Genomic DNA, 24,823 nt, shown 5'->3' on the forward strand with positions numbered 1-24,823 from the left:
ACTCTTTATAAAATGTTAAATTACAAACAAGGAATCAAACACTTTCTGGCAACAAACTAATATAGAGCATAAACAAAAAAAAACAGCTTCTAATTTTCATTGCAAGTCGATTATTCTCATTTATATTTAGTGAAAATTTGAAAGAAAACGCCAAAAACAGAAACGCATGTAGGCTACATTACACTGATCTTAGATTCTGAAGACATTAGAATTGTACCTCTTACTGAAAATTATAAGGACAAAAAAAGCCCCAACAATAAACGTTGGGACTTCTTACTAAACAAACTAAAAATACTTATCTACTTTACAATTAGCTTTGCTGTAAATAATTTTCGGGAATGTATTTTCAAAATATAAGTGCCCGTTGGTAAATCTTGTGTAATCAATGAATATTTGTTGTTGTTCACATTTTTAGTAGCATACATCAACTTTCCTTCCATATTAAAAATTTCGATTTCATCAATTGGATAATCGGATTGAATGAAGGTCTGTTTATTATTATTTGTTGGATTTGGATAGACTTTTAACCCGTTGTCAATTTTGAAATCGTCTTTTCCTAAAGAGCTATCAATAACCTCAAATGAAACACGATTTGAAACTTCATTATAGGAGTCATTCGTAAACATTACTAAAAAGTAATTTCCGACTTGTGTTGGTAAAGCGTCTCCTGTAAGTGTAGAAGTTCCTTCTGCCTGTCCATTAAAATAAGTATAACTTAATAACGGATCAATATTCGGATTATGTCCGGCTTGGTAAATTCCTAACCAATCTTTTACAATACCCGGAGCATCCGTCCATGAAGCAACTATTTGTTCTCCTAAATCATAAATAGGTTTATTAATCCATACGCTAGTAACAATATTTCCAATTTTAAAGAACACTTTATTTCCAATAGCATTATAACCATCTTGTAAAAAATATTCAGCATAGTAATACCCTACTGGCAATGAATTGAAAGTTGCAGATCCAGCTGTTGTTGTTACATATTCGTAAGCCGTAGAACCAATTTGTCCTGGCTCATGCCCCATTTTATAAATTCCAATCCAATCTTTCACCATTTGTGGACCATTATTAAAAGAAACCACAACTGGAGAACCTACTGCATATTCCTCTTGATTAGTACTCAATATAGGAAGCGGTCCTACATAGAAAAACTTTCGAGGTGCAATTTCTGTATAGCCACCATTTGAAAATATAGCCGCAAAATATCGTCCTTTGTTTGCCAATCCATTAGCAAACGTAATAATACCACTCGTACTTCCCGTAGTATATTGCCAAGTTAACGAAGGAGTTGCTGAACCTGGTGTTTGTCCTTCCTTGTACAATCCAACCCATGTAGTAGCGCTTGCTGGGGCATCCGTATAATTTACTTTAATAGGAGCATTTTGAGCATAAGTCAATGCATCAGTAATAATTTCTGTATTAACGTTATTACTTCCTATAATTTTAAATGTTTTTACATCACTCCATGGTGACCATTCTAAATTACGATCTCTATATCGTGCTTTAATAAAATAGTCTCCGTTAGGAATAGCATCTACTGCTAAAATAATTTTTGTGATATCGACACCTAGATTACGGTCAACAGTAGAATCTTTTTGTGTACCATATTTCCCATATAAATTTTCATAATCACGGTATACCTCTTTGGTAATAATATCAAAATTGGCTGTTTTAGACAATAAAAATTGAGTGGTATTTAATAATTCTCCTGTCGTTGTTGTAAAAACCGATCCATTGATGGTTAGCGGTAATGTTTCGGTAGCGGCAAAAGTATTCTGAATTTCTGGCTTTTGTGGTGCTGCTTTGTCTTTATAACGGTGGAATGAATCCATTAATTGATTATTCTTCCACTTGTCCACACTTCCTATAGAATAGCTTTCTATATCCATCTTTTTATTTACAACATCAATATCTACAATTTGATAAATCCAGTTACAAATTGTTTTCTGAACATCATCAAAATCTTGCTCTGATGACATTCCCCAATATTGATCCCAAGCTGTTCCTCCTGAAATAATATTATAATTTGGCGTGTTTTTTAACTGTCCTCTGTGGTATAAATGATGGTGTGCCCCAATATGCATAGCATATTTTGAAGAGGTAGCCAATAAGGGAACGGCTGTATTTCTAACCCAAGTTGAAATATCCCCTACATATTGTTCTGCTTGATATGGTCTGTGGCTTAATGAAAATATCCATTCTACAGTAGGGTCATTATTTGCTGCTGTCACTACTTGCTGTAACCAGCTTGATTGTGCTGCTCCTGTATGTTCAGAACTTAAACTGATGAACAATACATTTCCAGCTTGTTGTGCATAATAATTCTCTGTACCTGAAGAAATTCCTTTATAACTAATTTCATCTATATAAAAATGATCGTAATACGATTGCATTCCTAATGTTCCATAGGTTTCATGATTTCCTACAGTCGTTTGAATTGGAATATTCCCAGAAAGCTTAATATTCTTTTTAAAATGAACATGCTCGTAATGATCTAGTGTTCCAACATCTACTTGATCTCCTACCATAAAGGTCATTGCAATATTATCTTCTGGAGACAATGTTGCACCCCATTTTTCCTGTACCTTTCTTTTTGCTGCTGATACTAATGAATCATAGCGTGGAACTGCTTTTAGCTGGTTGTCTCCCATGATTAGAAAACGAATGTGCCCATCTGAAGTAGCTGCCTGTCCTGGTAATGGAAGTGTTTTGAATGAATAAACAGTGGATTGATTTGTACCCGTTTTAATTTTATAATAGTATTTGGTATTGGGTGTAAGATTAATCAGTTTTACACTATGGTAAAAATAGTTTCCTGGATATCCTGAATCCGTAAAAACATTAGTATTTCCTGTAACTGTAACGGCTAAGTTACTTGCAGAAGTTCCATACTCTACAATTGATTCTGGATTACTGTCCGTTTTCCAATTGACATAAATTGAAGTAGGTGTTACGGTTTGTAAATAAGGATGTAAATCCTGTGCGTGTGACATGACACTCAGTAGTAAGAGCCATAATAAGTGGTACTGTTTTTTCATTGTTGTTGTTGTTTGGTTAAAAATTAGGCAAAAGTATATTTGTTAAAATTTTAACACTTTAAAACAACGTTACGGTTTCTTTACATATTTTTATATTACTGTTAATCAAGTAAAGTTTAGTCCATTAAAATAATGTCCCCCATTATTGGCTTCTTTTTACTTTATATTCTATTAATCACCTTATTTCGCTGCCTCTTAAAGTGTATTTGCAAGACTTAAAGATTGTACTGAGAATGTTTCAGTAACTTTTTAGTAAACTAAGCATAACACAACTCGTAGGCACTGAGTATTTTAACAATTTTATCTTCGCAAACAAAAATCTATGCCATGAAAAAAACACTACTTATTTTTACCTTTTTACTGTGTTTTGTGACTATACAAGCACAAGAAAATTCAACTGATTTATTCTTTACCCAAGGTTCTGAATGGAAATATTTAGACAACGGATCTAATCAAGGAACTGCTTGGAGAGCTTCCAATTTTAATGATTCACAATGGGAAACTGGTTCCGGCCATTTTGGTTTTGGTGATGGTGATGAAGATACTTTACTACAAAGCGGTTTTGTAACCTATTACTTTAGAAAAAAAGTGATGGTTGAAAATGTGGATGATTTAGAAACTATAATTTTTCATATTATACATGACGACGGCGCAGTTGTATATGTGAATGGTGTTGAGGTTATTCGTTCCGAATTAATGCCACAAGGAGAAATCAATTATTTAACAGGTACTACTACATTTGTACCGAATGATCAAGAAAATTCATTTTTCAGTTACCCCGTTAACAAGAGTTATTTTGTAAGTGGTGAGAATAGCATTGCTATCGAAATTCACAATCAAAAGCCTTCTAGTTCTGATGTTTCTTTTGATTGCAAAATTACGGCTAGTAATGAATCTGCATTTAATCCAGATGGTCCTTATGTGTTTTACAGAAACAATCAGGTGGAAGTAAAAACAATTACTTCCGAAGGACTAAACACACAATACTATGCTACAAAAAGTGAAGCTCAATTAACCATTAATCTACCGGATGAATTGGGGAGTTTTGCAGTATCATTAAAACCAACATTAACTACAGAACCTTACAGTTACACATTACCACAAAAATTCCTTGCAGTATCTGACATTGAAGGCGAAATGGCTGCATTTGTTATGTTATTAAAGGACTCAGGAGTTATTGATGCAAATTACAATTGGGCATTTGGTCAAGGGCATCTTTTTATTTCAGGTGATATGTTTGACCGAGGTAAATATGTTACAGAATCACTTTGGTTATTGTACAAATTAGAAAGTGAAGCTGAAACTGCTGGTGGAAAAGTTCATTTTGTATTGGGTAATCATGATATCATGAACATTATTGGCGATTTTAGATATGTAAATGCAAAGTATACTGCCAATGCTGCTCTAATGAGCGAAACATTATTGAGCCTTTATGCAGAAGATACAGAGTTAGGAAGATGGATACGAACTAAGAATATTATTGAACAAGCAGAACAATTTGTTTTCCTACATGGCGGAATCAGTCCACAAGTAAAAGCACTTAATTTAGGTTATTTACAATTGAATGACTGGGGACGTAGCTATATGGCTTCAGCAGGAAATTGCTTAACACAGGATTGTACAACAGTCAATAAAACTAATGGTTTATATTGGTACAGAGGTATGGCACAAGAAGCATTAACTCAACTAGAGGTAGATGGAATTCTGGAAGCTTTTGGTGCTGAAAAAATCGTTATTGGACATACCATTTTTGATGAAATTACTTTACTATACAATGAAAAAGTAATTGCTATTGACTTAGCGCATGGTAAAAATTTTAAAAATGGTTTTATGAATGGTTTATACTACGAAAACAATCAGATGTATGAATTTCATACGAATGGAGTTATAAAAAACTATAATCCATTAGGACAACCGATGACCTTAGGTGTTATTGAAGAAAGTCTAAATACTCCTTTAAAAGTATATCCTAATCCAGTACAGGAAAACTTTACTATTAAATGGGATTCTAATTTACTTTCTACAGAAAATGCACAAATTATTCTCTATGACCTTTCTGGTAAAATGATTTATAATAAGACCATCACTCCTTCTCTTAATGAAACAGTAATTGAAGCCAGTGCGTTACAAAAAGGAATTTATTCCTTACAAATCAACTTTAACGGACAAGTAGTTCATAAAAAACTGATTAAATCATAAGAAAAAAACTCCTCAGTTATGCTGAGGAGTTTTTTTTTATTTACTGAACACCTGCAAAAGCAAATGCATTTGTATCTACAAATTTGTCGGCTGCGTTGCCACTATAAATCTCTTGATTCACAATACTTAACATTTTTACCTTTTCTTTTTCTCCAAAATTTAAATCTTTAAAATCTACCCAGAAAACATTTGGACTCAAAGTAGATTCAAAATAGTAGACTTTATTTTTATGGTCTGACACTGTTCTCCATCGTGTAGAAGAAATATTAGGCTGATCTTTTGTCGTAATTCCATACGGTACTGAGCAATTGCGAATAACACTAAATACACTCGCTACCGCTACACGTGTATCATCTACTTTAGGAATTGCATTCACATAGAATGATGCTCTTACAAAACGGTCTGTTGCTTTATTAGTACCCGGAAGTGCCATAGTACCTGGTATTTCATTCCAAAAAGCATTCAAAGCCAATTGCTTATCAAAAATCGGGGAATTTGTCATGACCTGATAGGCACTATCATGATGAATCATCAATTTTCCTTTTACATATTCAAATATTGCACTATCACCGCTCGCATCAGAAATTGCTAAATGTACCGTTGCCGTTTTATCTGTACCTGGAATTTTAGTTGTTGCCAATGCAAATTTCTCTTTTTCCAATTCAAGAACCGCTTCTTTTACTGTTGCAAAATTATCAAGGATATATTGTGCCCAAATTGATATACTAATACTAGGCTTTTTAGGATTCCAATCTCCATATTCTGATTCTGCCAACCATAATAGATTGGCTACCAAACCTTTTTCGTTCATTCCATCACTTGTGGAAATATCAAAAGCTGAAGCTATAAGACTTCCATATTTTGACTTCCATTTAATGGTTTTACCATTTACCTCACCATTACGATTAATGCCGCGAGGAAAAACCCATAAATTAGTTCCGATGTCTGTTGCCCAGTCCATAGAACGGGCTGTAAGAACAGTATTATTAGTTCCTGTGTAAACAAATCGGGTACAAGCATAATTGTTTACGGATGTTAATGTTCCTACCGTACAGAATAGAAACAGAAATAAAAAACCTTTAGTTTTACTCATAATTTCAATATTTGGGGTTTATAATTAGGGGATTAAATTTGGAACATTCAGTTATATTCATAACTATTTTAATTACTTACACTAAGAAATAGGTCCATTAGGATGAAATTGTGGTATTCAAATGAATTATAATAATTACAATTCTTTGCTTTCATCTTATCCTGTAATTGATGCACAGGATTAATCGGAATTTGTTTTTGGAATTGTCAGTCTACTGAAATTGTGGTATTTCATAAATAACTGACTTACAGAACTAAAGTTAGTTAAAATTTATAAACAATCAGGATTAAACACCAAATAATAGTATGATTTAATAACTTAAAATAAAATTATCAAATTAAAGTATCTTTCTTACCCGCAAAAAAAAGGCTAATCAATGAACTATTTTATTATTGGAGATATTCACGGGTGTTACTTTACTTGGTTTGAACTATTATAACATTGGTTTTGACCTGCAATCTAATTCTTGTAATATTGATACTGGTGCCTATTACGGTTATGGATTAACAGGCTTAAAAATAGTATTTACAGGTGAGCTTCTAGAAATTATCACTATACCAATGCATAGTAAAGATATCCAATAAAAAAAGCTATATCCTTTTAATATAGCTTTTTTAAGATAATTATATATAGTATTACTTTAGGCTATAAATGCAGTAAAATTTCTGTAATATTTTCTAATTTAAAAAGATTAGAATGTTCCAAACTTGATTCATGCTGTTCATGTTGCCAAGTCGTATGGAAAGGAATATGTCCTGCATAACCATTCAAATCTAAAACGGGGATAACATCTGATTTTAGTGAATTTCCTAACATTAAAAAATGCTCCGGTTTACAGTCCAACCGTTTCAATAATCGATAATAATCAGTGCTTTTTTTATCACTCATAATTTCTATATGATGAAAATAATGCTGTAATCCTGATTTCTGCAATTTACGTTCTTGATCTAATAAATCTCCTTTTGTTGCCATTACTAAGGTATAGTCTCCTTGTAATTGGTCCAATACATATCGAACGCCATCCAATAACTCTATGGGTTTTTGTAATAATTCTTGTCCTAATTCTAAGGTTTTCCCAATGAGATTAAAATCTGCTTTTCCGTTGGAAACTTTCTGAATTGTTTCAATCATACATAACATAAATCCTTTTACACCATAGCCATACAAATGAAGATTTTTCATTTCAATTTGAAATAATTCTTTTGCAATTAATTCCTGTGGTAAATAGTTTTCCAATAAGACACAGAATCTTTGTTCCGTTTCCTGAAAATACGTTTCATTTACCCAAAGTGTATCATCGGCATCAAAAGCGATAATTTTTATTTGATTTTTCATACTAACTTTTGTTTATTTTTGAGTACAAAATTAATATCGCAACTAGAAGTCGAAAGGACAATTGTCCCAAACCAAAATTATGCTACGCACCAATACTCCATTTCTATCCTTTATAGAATCGTTGCCCCAAAAACAGCAACGGGAAGATGATATACTAGTAAAACAATTTAATACAGGTGATCCTATTTTAAAACAGGGAGAAACAGTGCATCGTATTTTCGTGATTAAAGAAGGAATTACAAAATGTTATATCAGTGAAGAGAATGGAAAAGATTTTATTTTTGAATTTCTAGGAAAGGGAGAAATCATTGGAGAGATTGAATTTTTACGCAACATCAATTGCCTTTGTACAATAGATGCCGTTAGCTCTGTTAGCATATATTCCTTAAGTACTTCCTATTTTAAAAAGTTACTTCATGAAAATCCTGAATTAAACACCTTATTATTAAATGAATTGGCCGATAGAATTATCAATACCTGTCGTCGTTCATCCTACCAACAGCTCTATACATTGGAATATGGTTTACTAAAACTTTTTGAGCTTCAATTAGCAGAACAAATGACTATCACCAAAGAAGATATGGCTGCATATCTTGGTATTACCATACGCAGTTTAAATCGGGTTATAAAAGAACTTAAAGCTAAACTAAGTGATGAAAACAATTTTGGAAAATTAAAAAGCATTGTCCATTATACTGTATTACTGAAAATCAAGGCATTAATTTAATTAAAATACAACCGTTATGAATCTTACTAAAATTGACTCCTCTATTTTTAAAACAAGCACATTCCCCATAGAGAATGGTATAGTAACAATTATCACTGTTGAAAATAGTATTATTATTGGTCAACAAATGGATGGTTTTATAGCTGCTAATTTATATGAGCGTGGTGGTTCCTATAAAGTAGTTTATTTAATGATTGATTCTACTGGTTTACTCCAAGATGTATATGCTGAAAGTGAAGGTATTTTACCTACTCTTTTTAAAGCACCAGATCAAACTATTTGGGTATCAGTTATCCCCTATCATCCTGATAAAGAAATGGAAATATCAATTCCTTTATTAGAAAGATCTTCCGTTGAAATACCAAAACAGAACAGGCCTTTTGTTGGGGATTTCATTGGTATAAATGAAAACTCTTCTTTCTTCATTTCAAATGATATTTTTTCAACAAATAAGCCGGATAAATTTTTACGAATTGAATTTAAAGATGGAAAAATAAAGAAGAAACATAATTTAAAAATTGAACTGCCTTCCCAGAACAAAGCTATTGTTTCCAACAATCAGATTCATTTGATAGCTCAAGATCATAAAAAGCTAATTCATCGAATGATTGATGATACTGGTAAAACACTAGAGCAAAGAGTGATTGCCGTAGGTGCTTATAATTTCACGAATCCTATCTCATTAAGTTTTACAACAGACACGAAGATTATTTGTACCAAGAAAAAGAGTATTTATCTGATTACCATAACAGCCGATAATAAGGTTGAAGAAACTGAATTATTAAATCTGGGACATGAAATATACAATTTATGGGATGGAATCTCTTTGTCCGATACAACCACTTTATTCCAATTTACTTATGAATTAGGAAATGGATGGTTCATTGTTCGTGATCAAACCATTGTTGAGTGTTTCTTGACCAAAAAGAATACTGAATATCAGGATTTAATACATAACACGGTAATTGATTTAAAAACCAAAAACCTTGTATTATCTGGAGTTTCTAAAACTGAAAATGATGCGTTTGCTTTAAGTTTTTATCCCACATCTGAAAAATCAGAAAAAAACAAGACCATAGTGATTTTAAATAGAAAAATTTAAGACTAAAACAACAGAAACATCTAAATATTAGTATTTTTGTTAGGAATATATAAAGCATCACTTTATGAATAAAAAAACAATCATCAAATCAATTAGTATTGCCTGTTTTATCCTAAGTTCAGTAGTTACCTATGGGCAAAGGAAAATAGAGTATCTATTCCCGACCAGCAGTACTTTCAATGAAGCAGAAACAAGTCAGCTATTACAGACTGGTACATCCTCTATCAAAGGAAATGCATTTCTTCTAAAAAAGAAAAAACCTTATTATACCTATAAAGGGGCATCTATTATTCTATTTCCAGTAACGCCTTATTTTTCAGAATTCATGGAATTGAAAAAAAAGGATAAAAGAGGAAAAAGAGAAGCAGCAATGACAAATGATGCTTTCGCCTATCGTGTTCAAGGGAGATTCCTAGACAATCAGGGGAATTTTGAATTTACCGATTTAATGCCAGGAAAATATTGCATCATAACATGGATTCAATTTGAAAAACAGAAAACAGTTTCTTTACAAACTGGTACGTCTACTACCTACAATGTTTACTCCGGTAATACTGTCAGTACAAACCCTATTTATTCTGATTTCACACAGACTTATGCTGCAGAAGAAGAAGTAATTGGTTATGTAGAAATAACGAGTAATGGACAAATTATTAACACTGTGATCAGTAATCAAAAATAGACCATCATGTTAAAAAAAATATCTCTATATACCTACTTTGCTCTTGTAAGTGTGCTTATACCGGTATCGATGAAAGCTCAAATTGTAAAAATCCCAGATGCCAATTTTAAACAAACTCTAATCAATTTGGAAATTGACACTAATGGTGATGGTGAAATACAAGTGGCTGAAGCTAAAAAAGTAACTCGATTATACATTGACAAGGCCGACATTTCTTCCCTTACAGGCATCAAAAGCTTCACTAACCTAACGGAATTTGGTTTCTATGATAATCACATAAAAACACTGGATCTTGAAGGAATGACTAGTTTGGTTAAAATCTACGGTTTTAATAGTCAAATTGAAGGTGTTAATATCAAAGGATTAAAAAATCTTGAAACACTTTACCTGCAACAGAATAAAATTCGTATTATCAATCTAACGGAGCTTAAAAAACTAAAAGAATTAAAGATTGATGGAAATATGCTTACTAAAATTGACATTAGTAATTTGCCTAACTTAGAAGAAGTAGAAGTACAATCGAATAAAATTACGGAGTTTAAGGCCGATAAATGTCCAGCGATTAAATCTATTAATCTAAGTGGAACTTGGTTGAGCAATCTCGATTTCACTCCTTTCAAAAACATTGAAGAAATTAATGTGAATGATAATGAGTTTCTAGCCAAAATCAACATCATCGGTTTACGATCTCTTAAATCACTTACTTGTGTCAATACTCCTATCACGAACATTAATATGAATGGTACTGTAAATCTTAAAGATTTTGGTTGGTAAAAAACAAATACGTTAAATAACATAACAAGCACAGTATAAATCAACGATTCGATTTATATTGTGCTTTATTTATAACCCTCAGAATTCCCACAATTTATTATGGCAAAAAAATCATTTTTACTGCTCCTTGCATTCCTTTCCTTTACAATAGTTTCGGCACAAAACAAGCTACCCGTTATCAAAGCTACTTCAACGAAAGTAGATATTCGTGATGGGGAAAATTTTAAAAAAGGGAGTTGGAATTTAACACCCAATGCAAAACCTGATGTTTACAATACATTGGCTAGTAAAAACAAAAAAATCACTTTTTACACGGACATGGATTCTATTTCCTTCACTGTAAAAGCAAACAAAACGTATGATTTCCTTATCGTATTGAATAATAAAGATACGTGTTGGACACGAATTGATGTTAAAAAGGAAATTCCAGCGACCAATTTTACCAAGAGCTACATCAAAGAACATGAAGGCAAGTATAATTTTGAAATACCTGAAGTACAAGAACTAGTGCATATTATCATTGCATTAACGCCTCAAGGAATAGAAAGCCCATATTTAGTCAATAAAGATACAGAGTATTTTAAAAAAGTAATGGAGCACTTTGGTTCTTTCAAAAATGAAAAAATAGTTAGTGATATTAATGCAATATTAAAGGATGGGGCTTATTCTCATATCAAAATGGATGCTTGTGGATTTTATTTCAAAGGCAATAAAATTGTAAAGAGTAAAACCTATGATCGATTGAACTGGAGTAATAAAAATTATGTTGAACCACTTGTAAAGGAGCTACAAGATTTTTCAGAAAAAACGAATTTCAGAGCCTTTTTTCAAGCGAATAAACCGTATTATGATGCTTTAATCACTTTAATTAATCAACAAATTCCAATACAAAAACAATGGGATTGGTTGGAACGTAATTTCAATAATCATTATAATAATTATTGGCTTACTTTTTCACCACTTGTCAATGGAAGTCATTCGGCTAATATGTTTGAAAGTGGAAATTTCAAACAAGCTGCAATGTTTATTGCTGGGCCTATGGAAAATTCTACCTATAATGAAAAAATTACTGAGGGTTTAATGACCCGCATGGTTTTTACAGAAATAGATCATAATTATGTAAATCCGGTATCAGACAAATACCTTAGTGAAATTGATAAGGCTTTTGCCAATAGAGATACATGGACAAAGGCAAAAAGCGGTGCAGATAATTACTCTACTCCTTATTTAATTTTTAATGAATACATGACATGGGCAGTGTTTACGTTATATACTTCGGATAATTTCAATGCGGATGATTTTAAAATAATCAATGAAAATGTAGAAAAACGCATGATTGAACGTCGTGGATTTACAAACTTCAAAAGTTTCAATGAAAAAGTATTTGAACTGTACAAAAACAAAGCGAAAAACACCACAATAGCCGATATTTATCCTGCTATATTACAATGGAGTTCAGAACAATAAAACGGAATAGATTTTCATTTTATTCAACAGTTAAACATTACAACATGATATTGCCAAGGCCTAAAGTATTACTTTAAGTCTTGGCAATTTTATTTTTATCAATAGTAAGCATTGCTCATGTACATATTTTTTGCAAATGTTAATTTTCTAGTAATAATTTTCTACCTTTAGAATTACGTTAAATGTCTTATTTTAAATTATTTACCTCTAAAAATAGAAAATTATGACAACAAGTACTTCTACAGAAATTAAAAAACAGCAAAAAACACTTCGAGTGTTATCTTCCATCTTCTCCTTTTTAGCCTATGTTATTGCACTGGGTACAATCATTGGAACTGTCTATTTATTAGCAACTCCAAGAGGTATTGGAGGTTGGATTTTGCCTGCTTTTACTTTCATTACAGGATTCATCATATTCCTGTTTTTATTTTCTTTTGCTAAAGTGATCCATTTTCTAATTGAAACCCATAACCGATGAAAAAGTGTATAATCTATAGTATAACACTCTTTTTATTAGTTTCCTGTAGCGATAAAAAGAATAGTGACAGTGAGACCGTAGATGTCGTATTAGTTGGTGGAGGAATTATGAGTGTTACCTTGGGTACAATGCTCAAAGAACTTGATCCAAAACTCTCTATTGCGATGTATGAAAAACTTGATGCTGTAGGCCTAGAAAGTTCCGCAGCATGGAATAATGCCGGAACAGGACATTCTGCTCTGTGTGAGCTGAATTATACCCCTGAAATGAGCGATGGTTCGATTGACATTCATAAGGCTATAGAAATCAATGAGTCTTTTGAAATTTCTAAGGAATTTTGGTCCTATCTTGTAGATGCAAAAAAAATAGGTCCTCCTGCAACCTTTATCAATCCTACCCCACACATGAGTTTTGTTACGGGTGCAGATAATGTAACTTATCTTAAAAAACGTTTTTTAGCCCTTCAAAAAAGCCCCTTATTTACAGGAATGGAATTTTCTGATGATCATAAACAAATCAATCAATGGATTCCATTAATTATGAATGGCCGTGATCCTGCACAAAAAGTGGCTGCTACAAAGATAGATATTGGTACAGATGTTAATTATGGTTCCCTTACCAAGGAGTTAACCAATAACTTAGTAAAATCTGAAAAAACGTTGCTGAAAGTAAACCATGAGGTAACCGATTTTAAAAGAAATAAAGATGGCACTTGGCGGGTTTATGTAAAAGATTTAGGAACAAAAGTCACAAAAACAATTAATGCACGTTTTCTTTTTATTGGTGCAGGTGGTGCTACTCTTCCTCTATTGGAAAAAACACGTATCCCTGAATCTAAAGGATATGGTGGATTTCCTGTTAGTGGTGAATGGTTGGTTTGTAATAATCCAGAAATAATAGCCCAACATCAGGCAAAAGTATATGGTAAAGCCTCCGTAGGCTCACCGCCCATGTCTGTTCCACATCTTGATACTCGTATTATTGATGGCAAAAAAGAGTTATTATTTGGCCCTTTTGCTGGATTCTCACCTAAATTTTTAAAAAATGGTGCTTGGACAGACTTACCGGAATCATTCAATTTCTATAATATAAGACCCATGCTTGAAGCAGGATTAGACAATGTTCCCTTAACAAAATATCTAGTTGAACAAGTTGTATTAACTCCAGAACAACGCTTACAAGCTTTACAGGAATATTTCCCTAAAGCTAAAATGGAAGATTGGGATCTTAAGATTGCTGGACAACGGGTACAAGTTATCAAAATTGATGAAACAACACAGGGTGGAATTTTGCAGTTTGGAACCGAAGTGGTTACAGCATCCGATGGTAGTGTAGCCGCTTTATTGGGAGCTTCACCAGGGGCTTCTACATCTGTATCTATTATGCTGAAAGTAATTGAAAAATGCTATAAGGACAAACTTAAAACACCAGAATGGCAAGCTAAAATAAAAGAAATGATTCCATCCTATGGACAAAAACTAACGGATAATATTCCTTTAGCCAACGAAATCCGTAAAAGAAATAGTGAACGTTTGGGAATTGTTTGGAAAGAGATTCCTTCTAATTAATATTTACGATACTTATTAAAAAATAAAAACCTGTTCAAATTAATGAACAGGTTTTCTTTTAACTAACTGACTGTAACAAATTATTGTTTAATTATTCTACAACAATTTTCTTAACTTCTTTTCTAGCTCCGTCTTGCACGGTAACTAAATATACTCCAGACTGGATGTTTTTCAATTCTAAATTCTGATTGAATACTCCTGTATTTTGGTATGATTTTGCGAATACTTGTCTTCCTTGAATATCGTGAACATTCACTTTGATTTCGTTATTCGAAGCAGAATCAAACTGTACTGTAAAATTACCTTTGTTTGGATTTGGATAAATTACAAAGTTTTGTAATTTGAAACTTTCTGTTCCTAATACTGCTGTTTTTGAACATACTGTATAAGAATAACTGTTTAATGTACCGTTATTTGGAACAGCCAAATCGGCAATCGCTAATCTCCAGTTACCCGCAGAGTTCATTCCATTCAATACAGATAATGGGCTAAATGGTTTGTAAGTATTACCACCTGTTATTCCCGCACAATCAAGTGCAACACCATTATCATCGAATGTAGCATTCATATTGGCAACTGTACCTGTACAACCAGACTGATAAAGTACGATATCAATACTTGTACTTCCTGGTTTAACCAATGCAATACGTAAATCACTGATTTTTGGGTGTGTAAGATTTACAGTTGCTTTAAAGTTTGTAATAATAACATTATCTGGAATATTTACAGCTCCATAAGCAACATAGGTCAATGGAGATTGTGCAGCAATAGCACTATTAGTGAATACACCATTATAGGTATTACAAGTATTTGTTACTACATATCCAATTGCGAAATCTTTACTGTTTACATTAAAGAAAATACTATTACTTGCTTTAACCATGATTCTACAATATGGAGCAGCAGTACCATTAGGAATTGTAATATCCTGAGTTCCGTCATTTGGCGTGTTTGCTAATAAAACTACAGAGAAAGTTTGTCCACCATCTGTAGATAATAAGATATCAACATTAGTACCACCAGCAATGGTGTTTGTATTATTAACATCCCATGTAATTGTCTGAGTTGTACCTGCATTTAAAGAAATACCTTCTGCAGCTTGTGAAGTTACTTTAAGAGGACCTTTTGTATCATCAACTGTTACAATCATGTCATCAAAATTCGTTTGACCTGCTGGAACAACAACGTTATTTCTAACTGTCAATCTGAAGTTTAATGTTCTTGCAATAGATGGTAATGCTTCCGTAACTATTTCTAAACCATTGGTAATTGTAGATCCTTCTAATACAGATGACATTTTTGGAAAATATCTTGTAGGAGAAGCTGTTGGGCTATACGATCTAAATAATGGACCTCTTAATTTTGTACTTGTTAATAAACAATCGTTATCTCCTTGTGCTACAAAAGTATCGTTACATAAATAAGCTGCTGTTGGAGCATCGTCATATTGTTCCCAAGTGTAAGATAATGCACCACCACTTGCATCAGTTGCAGAACCTGTAAGTGCAAAAGGTGTACTCTTAGGAATTGTAAAATCTGCTCCTGCATTTACTACTGGTGCAACATTTGGTAATGCAGTAACGGTAGGGCAAGTTTTTGTAGCCATATTAGCCTGAACTTGAGCAATACTTCCTGCATGGAAATAACTATCTGAATTTTTTTGTACGTCACGACTAGTAATACCTGCGTAACCCATAATTGTTGATCCACTACCTGGTTCTAAATTTACGGCATTGTTTTCTGACATATGTGTAAAAGTGTGGTTTGCTCCAAATTGGTGTCCTAATTCATGGGCAACAAAATCGATATCAAATGTATCACCAGATGGAACTCCATTAGAAGGAGATGTATATCCACTACCTTTACCATTATTACATACACAACCTATACAACCTGCATTTCCACCTCCACCAGAGGCTCCAAATAAATGACCTACGTCATAATTTGCTTCACCTATTTGCGCTGTTAATGTACTTTGAAGTTCTGCATTCCATTCTCCTGGTGCTTCATCATCAACAACTTCAGTATATGGATCTGTTGCAGCATCGTAATAAATAACGCTAGATGTATTCGCAATGATATTCAAATGAATTGCAAAATCTTTTTCAAAAACTCCATTTACACGTGTTATAGTAGCATTAAATGCCGCTAATACGTTGGCTACTTGTGCAGCACTTGTAGCACCAAAATAAGCTGAATATTCTGCTGTACAAGAAAGCGCTAATCTAAAAGTTAATAAACTTGCAGCACTTGAACGTGCATTAGTTGGTATTGTGCTTGATAAATCATTTGTAATATTTTGCTCTACTGTAGAACATGTAAAAGGTAATTCTCCTTTATTTCTTTGTGATCTATAAACAGCATAGGTTCTTCCATTCGCAGAATATGGTTCCATAAATTCGTCTCCATTATCTGTTCTCATCACCATCGTTTGGATTCCTCTTGAATCTAAACTTATGCGAATTTGTGCTTTAGCATCATTCACTCCAACACCAGCATAAGCTTTAATGTCTGGGAATTGTGCTTGTAAAGCTGGTTCAAAGTTACTTGCTTCATATACTTTGAAGCTTTCAAGACTTCCATTTGCATTGGGAATTGAAATAATAATTCCTTTTGCTCCTACTTCGCTTCTATTTGTTGCATTCGACAATGCTTGACGCATCGTAGAAAGATCAAGGTCAAAAAGTTGGAAATTTTCTGGAAAGTCTGCTCTTTTTGCTGATTTTGATAATTCGATATTATCATTTTTTGAAAGTTTCCAAAACTTATCTGTTTGGGAATGTCCTTCCGTAATTGCAAAAAGAATAATAACAAATAGTAATATTCTATTTTTCATTGTGGGATTTTTTTGTGTTTGTTAATTAGTTATTACCTCAAATTAAGTTGAATTACTTTGTCTCAAAATAGTGGTTATTTATTTCAAGAATAATTAAAGCATCACAATTTTCAATAATGGTTTTCTAGTTTTTCTATTTTCCCATTGGATTAGGGAAATTACAGTTCGGGTAATTTGAAAATTAAAAAATGCACTTGTTGTCAGTCAGCAGTTAGTTAATATCTATTAAGTTTTCAAATTCAAATTGTTTACCGGACATGGAGGTCAAACGGTTTTGTAAGAGTGTATTCTCTTGTAGTGTTTGTAGTAAAAGATAATCTGTCTCCCCTTCTACTTTCATCTGTATACAGTGAAATTGGAAGCTTAGTAACAAATAATTTTTGTTCCATTTTTTGGTCGTTTTTTGGTTAGACTAGTTTGTTAATAAAACTTTAACATATTATTTCCAAATATATCTATTTTTTATCTTTTTTTGTAAAAAATAACAAAACAGCTTTATTTTGTTATTTTAACAACAATATACCCATTCATGAGAATATATCACTATTTAAATGGTTAAAAAAATATGTATTCATCAAAAAAAAATACTTAATACTGATTATTATAAAAATCGCGTTTTGTGAATACTTCAAAATCAATGTTTTACAGTCGCAAAAAAAAGCAAATTCATTATATTCAATACAATATTTCAGATTAAACATATCATTTTAGCACATTACACTATAGTTTTCATAACTACCTCACTAAAAGTTCAAGATAATGCAATTGAATACTTCATTTTACTTCAGTAAATAATTCTTTTAATATAATTACACCTAAAAAAGTTTTTCTAAAAAACTGAACTTAAAAGATTAAAATAATTTTCAGAAAAAAAATTGAAATTTTTGTCAGGATTTAAATTAATAATCGACTAAATAAATATAAAACACAGATTTATTATTAATTAAAAACATTTTACATGAAATCTAAAATTTCAGATTACTCTCTTTTACTTTTCAAAATTGGATATTACATTTCACTTTTAGGGACCACTTTAATATTGTTATGGATTGGTTTTTTCAAATTCACCCCTATTGAAGCTGCAGCCATTAAACCCTTAGTTGAATACCACCCATTCACCTCATGGATGTATAGTATTATGGATGTACAAACGGTTTCTAATGTAATCGGAATTATAGAAATCGCTATCGCCATTGCTTTATTATTAAGCATTCGATTTCATTTCTTTAAGATTGTAGCCACCATTGGGATTGTCATCACGTTTGTAACAACATTAAGTTTTCTTCTTACTACACCGGGTATCAATGCTATAAAAGATGGTGTCTTCATTACCGATTTCTTTATTTTAAAAGATATTGTAATGTTAGGTTTTGGATTGATGATACTGCATTATCCAGAAGCAATTAAACCGAAAATGGAATAATCCAGTTACTCTTTAAAACAAAAACAATTCAATTCATACTGGTCAACTTATTTAGTAGCTAACTGTATGAATTGAATTGTTTTTGTTGCTTTTGAAGTACTTACTTTTTTATTATTTTATCAATATAAGTAGCATTATTAGTGTTTACTTTAACGATATAAATACCTGAATTTAAACTGGATATATCTAATTTTTTATCGGTTCCGTTTTGATTTATCACCTCTCTACCATTAAGTTCATACAGCAGGACTGATTTAATAGTATCTGCTATTTCAATGGTAATAAAACTATCGGATGGGTTTGGATAAAGTTTCATTTTTTTGGAATTCATAATCTCAGGATGATCGATTACTGATAAAACAGCAGTTGGGCAACATGAACTTCCCAAAGTATACAACTGATTAATTTCGGTTACAGAAAGTTCTCGATTATGAATAAATATATCGTCTATTCGTCCAGTATAAAGTTTCCCTATAAATAAATCCCCTATATCCATTGTAAAGGGGCTTACAGTACCACAAGCTGCAACACCAGTAGCTGTATCTTGCAAGACTCCATCTTTATACAATTTGATCGTATTCCCTACTTGATTATAAGTTGCTGTCAAATGGTGCCAAACATTTGTATTAATAGTAACATCGCAGCTTCCATTAGGGATATCCCAAACACTATTTTCTCTAGAAAATACAGCTCGTCTACAATCATACAAACTTAAAGACCATTGTCCCATTCGGTCTGGGCAGCTTAATGCTTGATCTCTACTAATTAATCCTTCATAAGATCCCGGATTTCTACTCACATCTAGTGGTTGATACCAACAAGAAACAGAAAGTTCTGTTAGTCCATTTAAAAAGATTGTATTGGTTCCTTTTAAAAACTCATTATTTGTATTGGGAATATTATCAAACTCAAAAGCACAATTCGCATTATTATTACGATCTGAAGCAGAAATTGCTGTTGTTGTATTTACCAAATTATGTCCATTACCTGAATAATCGGCTAGACTTCCACCATTAAAAGGATAATAAGCCAATAATCCTGTTTGAAGGTTCGATGGAATTGAAAGGCAGGAATATTTGTAAATCGTATTATCAATCCCTCCTCCTATTTTTGCTCCAATTCCGATATACGTTTCTCCAAATAATTGAAATGATCTTCCTGAAGCTAGTCCTATAGCATGGTTATAGGAGCTCGTTGTAGTTTGCCATGTATCAGATCCGAAATCATACATCCAAAAATCGGCATTTGAGGCAGAACTAAAACCTCCCAATCCAACAAAACCTTTTCCAGCAATTAAATCCGCACCGCTGATTGTCCAAGTTCTAGTTTGAGGTGCAGAAGGTAAACTTGCTAGCTGTGTCCATGAATTCAATACTGGATCGTATTTCCAAAAATCATTGTTTGAGGATGAATTGAATCCGCCAATTCCTACATAAGCATTATTACCATAGGTAAATCCAGTTACATAACCTGGAGTAAAACCCGCAGGAGGATTACTTTTGGCAGTCCACGTATTCATTACTGGATTATATTCCCAGCAATCACTTGGCGCTCCAGAACTACTTACTCCACTTACAATATATGCTTTTCCATTAATTACCATTGCTGCAGCCTCAACCCTACCTACTCCAGGGAAATTTGCCATTTGAACCCAAGTATCAGTAACTGGATCATATCGCCAAAAGTCATTTAAATTGTTTGCACCACCATTTGTACTGCCTGAACCGATATAACCGTAATTTCCTATCGAAAAACTAAATGCTCCCATTCTTGCCGAAAAGGGAGGAACTTGTTTTGTTGTCCAATTATTTGTTATTGGATTATATTCATAATGATCAACTGTGGCATTAGAAGAGGAATTAAACCCCGAACCTAAATAGGCTTTACCTGCTATTGTAAAACAGTATGGATAGGTTCTTCCAGAGGAAGGAAAACTTGTTACCGACGACCATTGTCCAAAAATTAATAATGGGAAGAATAAAAATAGAATCAGAGTAATTTTTATTTTCATAAATCGATCATTTAATGATTAGTATTCTCTTAAATTCAATAAAATTTTGCAGATATAATATTCAAAAAGCTTATATAGTAAATGATCTATATAAGCTTTTTTTATTTCTTATTAGCTTTTTACCCAATGTCCATTTACACAAACATAAGTACAACTGCTTACCCATGATGGATTCGTCGGTTGTGCCTTACATCCATTACTTAATGCGCTACTATTGTCATAAAAACAATCTGGAGTGAATCCATCTTCTCTACCTCCGCCAATAATCATTACTAGCTGTTGTTTTTCTACTTTTTTAACCCCTTCTAAATTCAAAATTTTTTTTAACATAATTCAAGATTTAATATGGTTTAGCATACTCAAGCATTTAAAGTCAGTTGAGTTTCTGACTATTTTATAAAATCAAATATTCGCAATTTGAAATCTATTTTCTCTTATAAAAATAGACAAAATCACATTACGAACTACTAAACACGTAATAAATATATTTTTTAATTATTTGATAATCAAAATACTACAAATATTCACCTTAAAGAATTATGTAGGAGTTTAAGTCAAATCAAAAAAGTTGACTTAAACCACAATAAACTGCTTTCCAAAATCGTTAAATAAAAAAGATTAAATTCAATAAAATTAGTTAAATCATAAAAATAAAATTAATATATAGTTAATTTAATAATAATAAATTAACAGGAAAGAAATATAACTATTTAAAAATTAGAGTATGGGAATTTTAGAAATGATTAATGATTGGAGAAGAATTATAATGCGTAGATTGGCTAAAGGAATAGGAAATCACAACCATTTATCCCTTAATACTAGTCCATCGAATACCATTAAACGAATCTTAATTAGTCGACCTAATGATCGGCTCGGTAATCTCTTATTGATTACTCCACTTTTACAAGAAGTCATCACTACTTTCCCTGCCTGTAAAATTGATTTATTTGTAAAAGGAAATTTAGCTCCCATTCTATTCAAGAATTATGACCATGTTGAGACAATAATTCAATTGCCTCGAAAACCTTTCAAAGAGCTCTTAAACTATATAAAAGCCTGGTTATTAGTCCGAAAAAACAAATATGATTTAGTGATTAACGTTGTAAACTATTCATCATCAGGAAGATTATCCACTCAATTATCCAATTCAACACATAAATTATTTGGAGATGACCATGAATTAAGTAATCAAAAATATCCTGATGCAGAACACATTGCAAAATATCCTGTTTATAGTCTTCGATTTTATCTTAATAAATTAAAATCCAAACCTATACCATCATTAAACCTTAAATTAAGTTCTATTGAATTTGAAAATGGACAAATGCTCCTCAATAATCTAGTAAAAAACAAGAAAAGAACAATCAGCCTTTTTACTTACGCCACTGGAGCAAAAAAATATTCCGTATCGTATTGGACTACTTTTTATAGGAACTTAAAAAGGGAATTTGGAAATTATAATATCATCGAAGTGCTTCCAAAAGAAAATGTTTCGCAAATAGATTTCCAAGCGCCAACTTTCTATAGTAATGATATCCGAGAAATAGGAGCTCTTATTGCTAATACTGATGTATTTATTGGAGCAGATAGTGGAATTATGCATTTGGCTAGTTCGGTAAATACACCTACTGTAGGACTCTTTTCTGTTACTGATTCTAAGGTCTATGCTCCTTATAATGAAAATAGTCTTGCCATAAATACAAATCATAATACCCTACAAGATACTATTAAGGCCTTAAGAAAAATACTTAAGACTAAAAAAGCGGCTATTTTAAATGGTTTCAGTTACTTCTTTGACAGCGAACTATTTGATTTTTTCCATTTTACAATGGAATGCTTGCCTGTTTAAAGTAAGGAACCTAACCCAACCACCCTTCACGATCTAAGCTTCGGTATTGTATGGCTTCCGCAATATGTTGTCCATTAACATCTGCTGCATCATCTAAATCGGCTATGGTGCGCGCAACTTTTAAAATTCGATCGTAAGCACGGGCTGATAAATTCAATCGCTCCATTGCATTTTTCAGCATGTTTTTTGAAATGTCATCCAAAGCACAATAAACTCTAATTTGTTGGGGATTCATTTGAGCATTATAATGTACTTTTTCAAGGGTAGTAAAACGGTGTGATTGAATCATTCTGGCTTTTGTTACTCGTTCTCGAATTACAGTACTCGATTCGGCTTTTCGTTCCTCCGATAGTTTTTCAAATGGAACAGGAGTTACTTCAATATGAATATCAATTCGATCCAATAATGGCCCAGAGATTTTTCCCATATATCGTTGCATTTCCTGTGGAGAGCTTGACAGTGGAGCATCGGGATCATTAAAATACCCACTTGGGCTAGGATTCATACTAGCCACCAGCATAAAGGATGATGGATAAGTGATTGTAAATTTAGCTCTTGAAATTGTTACTTCCCTATCTTCTAACGGCTGACGCATCACTTCTAATACCGTTCGTTTAAATTCTGGTAGTTCATCTAAAAATAAAACCCCATTATGTGCCATTGATATTTCACCGGGTTGTGGGTAGGTTCCTCCTCCTACTAAGGCGACGTCTGAGATTGTATGGTGTGGATTTCGAAATGGACGTTGACTCATTAACCCAGAATCTTTCACTTTACCAACTACACTATGGATTTTTGTTGTTTCGAGTGCTTCTTCCAAGGTCATGGGTGGTAAAATACTGGGGAGCCGTTTGGCTAACATTGTTTTTCCTGAACCTGGCGGTCCAATCAAAATGATGTTATGCCCTCCCGCTGCTGCAATTTCCATACAGCGCTTAATGGATTCTTGTCCTTTAACATCGGAAAAATCAAATTCAGGGAAATCTAAGGTTTTATTAAATTCTTCTTGTGTATCTATAATTGTAGGTTCCAACATAGATTTACCTTCAAAAAAATCAATAATCTCTTGTACTGTTTCAATACCATATACATCCAAACCTTCTACAATGGCAGCTTCTTTTACATTTTGTTTTGGAAGAAAGAAACCTTTAAATCCTTCCTCCTTTGCTTTAATCGCAATGGGTAATGCTCCTCGAATAGGTTGTAAACTCCCGTCAAGAGATAATTCACCCATGATAACATATTTTGCAATGTTCTCTGCTTGTATTTGCCCTGAAGCCACTAGTATACCCATGGTCAAAGTTAAATCGTAAGCTGAGCCTTCTTTTCGTAAATCAGCAGGTGCCATATTAATCGTAATCTTCTTACCTGGCATTGTATATCCATTATTCTTTAAAGCAGCAGCGATTCTGAAACTACTTTCTTTTATCGCATTGTCTGGTAATCCAACTAAATGATATCCAATACCCCGATCCATATTTACTTCTACCGTTATAGTAGTTGCTTCCACTCCAAATACAGCACTTCCAAATACTTTTATCAACATATTATTCTCGTTTAAAACGGAATATACTGAATGTAACTCAAATAGAATCTACTCTTTACGTGGTTGTAGTCTAGAAATATAAATATTAAAACGTGAACGATTATTCTCCTTTCACAAACTTCATCACTAATACGTTCCTGTAAAAATTAAAATCACTGTAACTACGATTTGATTTTTCATTATAATAGTCTAGAAATTATTAATATTTACATATATTTTATAAGCTACCACTAATTTTTTTGCCATTTCTTTATCTTTAGGAACAACTTTCGCTTGCTTATAAAAAAGAGCCAATTGTTTATACGAATCTGGGTGAAAAAAAGAAGCTTTAGCTGCTGAAAAAGTATCTTTCCAATTCCAAAAATTAGTTTTTATTTTTTTTGAGGTAGAAAATAACGATTCTACATAATTAGGATTTATACTTTTTGAAAACCATTCAAATGCCTTTGATTCATCCTTAGCGATTTCGTACTCCACATGGACTCTTTTAGCGTAAGCATAGCTTTCACTACCATCTTGTGTTGATGAATATTTATAAATCATCCCCAAACGATACATTGCTACAGGACTATCTTTACTTGCTGCCTTTTCATACCATTCAAAAGCTTTTATAGGGTTTTCTCCGCCTACATAAGTATAACTATATGCTTTTCGGCATTTATTATCGTACCAATCAGCCAATTTTACCATTG

19 protein-coding genes are annotated in these 24,823 nt (G+C 32.5%); 11 read left to right on the forward strand and 8 right to left on the reverse strand.

The window, feature by feature from the left end:
* Positions 1 to 299: 299 nt before the first annotated feature.
* Positions 300 to 3,041, reverse strand: coding sequence for a fibronectin type III domain-containing protein (locus tag P6733_RS04750; protein ID WP_306350480.1), 2,742 nt, complete (start codon positions 3,039 to 3,041; stop codon positions 300 to 302).
* Between the two features lie 327 nt (positions 3,042 to 3,368).
* On the opposite strand from P6733_RS04750, the gene P6733_RS04755 reads away from it, so the two are divergent.
* Positions 3,369 to 5,240, forward strand: a complete 1,872-nt coding sequence (locus P6733_RS04755; RefSeq protein WP_306350482.1) for a T9SS type A sorting domain-containing protein — start codon at positions 3,369 to 3,371, stop codon at positions 5,238 to 5,240.
* Between the two features lie 40 nt (positions 5,241 to 5,280).
* Here the strand turns inward: P6733_RS04755 and P6733_RS04760 are convergent, their stop codons facing one another.
* Positions 5,281 to 6,333, reverse strand: a complete 1,053-nt coding sequence (locus P6733_RS04760; RefSeq protein ID WP_306350483.1) for a linear amide C-N hydrolase — start codon at positions 6,331 to 6,333, stop codon at positions 5,281 to 5,283.
* Between the two features lie 392 nt (positions 6,334 to 6,725).
* Here P6733_RS04760 and P6733_RS04765 point away from each other — a divergent pair, with 392 nt between their 5' ends.
* Entirely contained in the window at positions 6,726 to 6,917 is a 192-nt protein-coding gene (locus tag P6733_RS04765) for a hypothetical protein (protein ID WP_306350485.1), read from the forward strand.
* A 61-nt stretch (positions 6,918 to 6,978) separates the two neighbouring features.
* On the opposite strand, the gene P6733_RS04770 is transcribed toward P6733_RS04765, so the two are convergent.
* Complete coding sequence (locus P6733_RS04770; protein WP_306350487.1) at positions 6,979 to 7,668, reverse strand: HAD family hydrolase; 690 nt, start codon at positions 7,666 to 7,668, stop codon at positions 6,979 to 6,981.
* A gap of 79 nt (positions 7,669 to 7,747) precedes the next feature.
* Between P6733_RS04770 and P6733_RS04775 the strand changes: the two genes are divergently transcribed.
* The 7 genes from P6733_RS04775 (at position 7,748) to mqo (ending at position 14,466) form a co-directional block, all read left to right on the forward strand.
* The gene (locus P6733_RS04775) at positions 7,748 to 8,395 is read left to right on the forward strand and encodes a Crp/Fnr family transcriptional regulator (RefSeq protein ID WP_306350489.1); all 648 of its coding nucleotides are present in this window, start codon (positions 7,748 to 7,750) and stop codon (positions 8,393 to 8,395) included.
* Between the two features lie 16 nt (positions 8,396 to 8,411).
* A complete protein-coding gene (locus P6733_RS04780) occupies positions 8,412 to 9,497 on the forward strand; it encodes a hypothetical protein (RefSeq protein ID WP_306350491.1) in 1,086 nt (361 codons plus the stop codon).
* Positions 9,498 to 9,561: 64 nt separating this feature from the next.
* A complete protein-coding gene (locus tag P6733_RS04785) occupies positions 9,562 to 10,179 on the forward strand; it encodes a hypothetical protein (RefSeq protein WP_306350492.1) in 618 nt (205 codons plus the stop codon).
* A gap of 6 nt (positions 10,180 to 10,185) precedes the next feature.
* A complete protein-coding gene (locus P6733_RS04790) occupies positions 10,186 to 10,953 on the forward strand; it encodes a leucine-rich repeat domain-containing protein (protein WP_306350494.1) in 768 nt (255 codons plus the stop codon).
* Positions 10,954 to 11,052: 99 nt separating this feature from the next.
* On the forward strand, positions 11,053 to 12,420 hold the full coding sequence (locus P6733_RS04795) for a DUF4932 domain-containing protein (RefSeq protein WP_306350495.1): 1,368 nt from the start codon (positions 11,053 to 11,055) through the stop codon (positions 12,418 to 12,420).
* A gap of 223 nt (positions 12,421 to 12,643) precedes the next feature.
* On the forward strand, positions 12,644 to 12,898 hold the full coding sequence (locus tag P6733_RS04800) for a hypothetical protein (RefSeq protein WP_306350498.1): 255 nt from the start codon (positions 12,644 to 12,646) through the stop codon (positions 12,896 to 12,898).
* The gene (gene mqo, locus P6733_RS04805) at positions 12,895 to 14,466 is read left to right on the forward strand and encodes a malate dehydrogenase (quinone) (protein ID WP_306350499.1); all 1,572 of its coding nucleotides are present in this window, start codon (positions 12,895 to 12,897) and stop codon (positions 14,464 to 14,466) included. Before P6733_RS04800 ends, mqo begins: the two co-directional genes overlap by 4 nt.
* 91 nt (positions 14,467 to 14,557) lie before the next feature.
* Here the strand turns inward: mqo and P6733_RS04810 are convergent, their stop codons facing one another.
* Positions 14,558 to 17,302 (reverse strand): zinc-dependent metalloprotease, encoded by a 2,745-nt coding sequence (locus tag P6733_RS04810; RefSeq protein ID WP_306350501.1) that lies wholly within the window; start codon positions 17,300 to 17,302, stop codon positions 14,558 to 14,560.
* 958 nt (positions 17,303 to 18,260) lie between these two features.
* Between P6733_RS04810 and P6733_RS04815 the strand changes: the two genes are divergently transcribed.
* Entirely contained in the window at positions 18,261 to 18,725 is a 465-nt protein-coding gene (locus P6733_RS04815; protein WP_306350503.1) for a DUF417 family protein, read from the forward strand.
* 100 nt (positions 18,726 to 18,825) lie between these two features.
* On the opposite strand, the gene P6733_RS04820 is transcribed toward P6733_RS04815, so the two are convergent.
* Both P6733_RS04820 and P6733_RS04825 read right to left on the reverse strand, forming a co-directional pair.
* A complete protein-coding gene (locus P6733_RS04820) occupies positions 18,826 to 20,736 on the reverse strand; it encodes a Kelch repeat-containing protein (protein WP_306350505.1) in 1,911 nt (636 codons plus the stop codon).
* Between the two features lie 111 nt (positions 20,737 to 20,847).
* Positions 20,848 to 21,066 (reverse strand): hypothetical protein, encoded by a 219-nt coding sequence (locus P6733_RS04825; RefSeq protein ID WP_306350507.1) that lies wholly within the window; start codon positions 21,064 to 21,066, stop codon positions 20,848 to 20,850.
* 394 nt (positions 21,067 to 21,460) lie between these two features.
* On the opposite strand from P6733_RS04825, the gene P6733_RS04830 reads away from it, so the two are divergent.
* Positions 21,461 to 22,585 (forward strand): glycosyltransferase family 9 protein, encoded by a 1,125-nt coding sequence (locus tag P6733_RS04830; RefSeq protein ID WP_306350509.1) that lies wholly within the window; start codon positions 21,461 to 21,463, stop codon positions 22,583 to 22,585.
* 10 nt (positions 22,586 to 22,595) lie between these two features.
* Here the strand turns inward: P6733_RS04830 and P6733_RS04835 are convergent, their stop codons facing one another.
* Together P6733_RS04835 and P6733_RS04840 are read right to left on the reverse strand one after the other, a co-directional pair.
* The gene (locus tag P6733_RS04835) at positions 22,596 to 24,131 is read right to left on the reverse strand and encodes a YifB family Mg chelatase-like AAA ATPase (protein ID WP_306350511.1); all 1,536 of its coding nucleotides are present in this window, start codon (positions 24,129 to 24,131) and stop codon (positions 22,596 to 22,598) included.
* A 189-nt stretch (positions 24,132 to 24,320) separates the two neighbouring features.
* A complete protein-coding gene (locus P6733_RS04840) occupies positions 24,321 to 24,821 on the reverse strand; it encodes an SEL1-like repeat protein (protein WP_306350514.1) in 501 nt (166 codons plus the stop codon).
* Positions 24,822 to 24,823: the final 2 nt, after the last annotated feature.

Origin of the sequence: Flavobacterium aerium (genome assembly GCF_030766725.1) — a bacterium.
In the GTDB taxonomy this organism is placed as follows: Bacteria; Bacteroidota; Bacteroidia; order Flavobacteriales; family Flavobacteriaceae; genus Flavobacterium; species Flavobacterium aerium.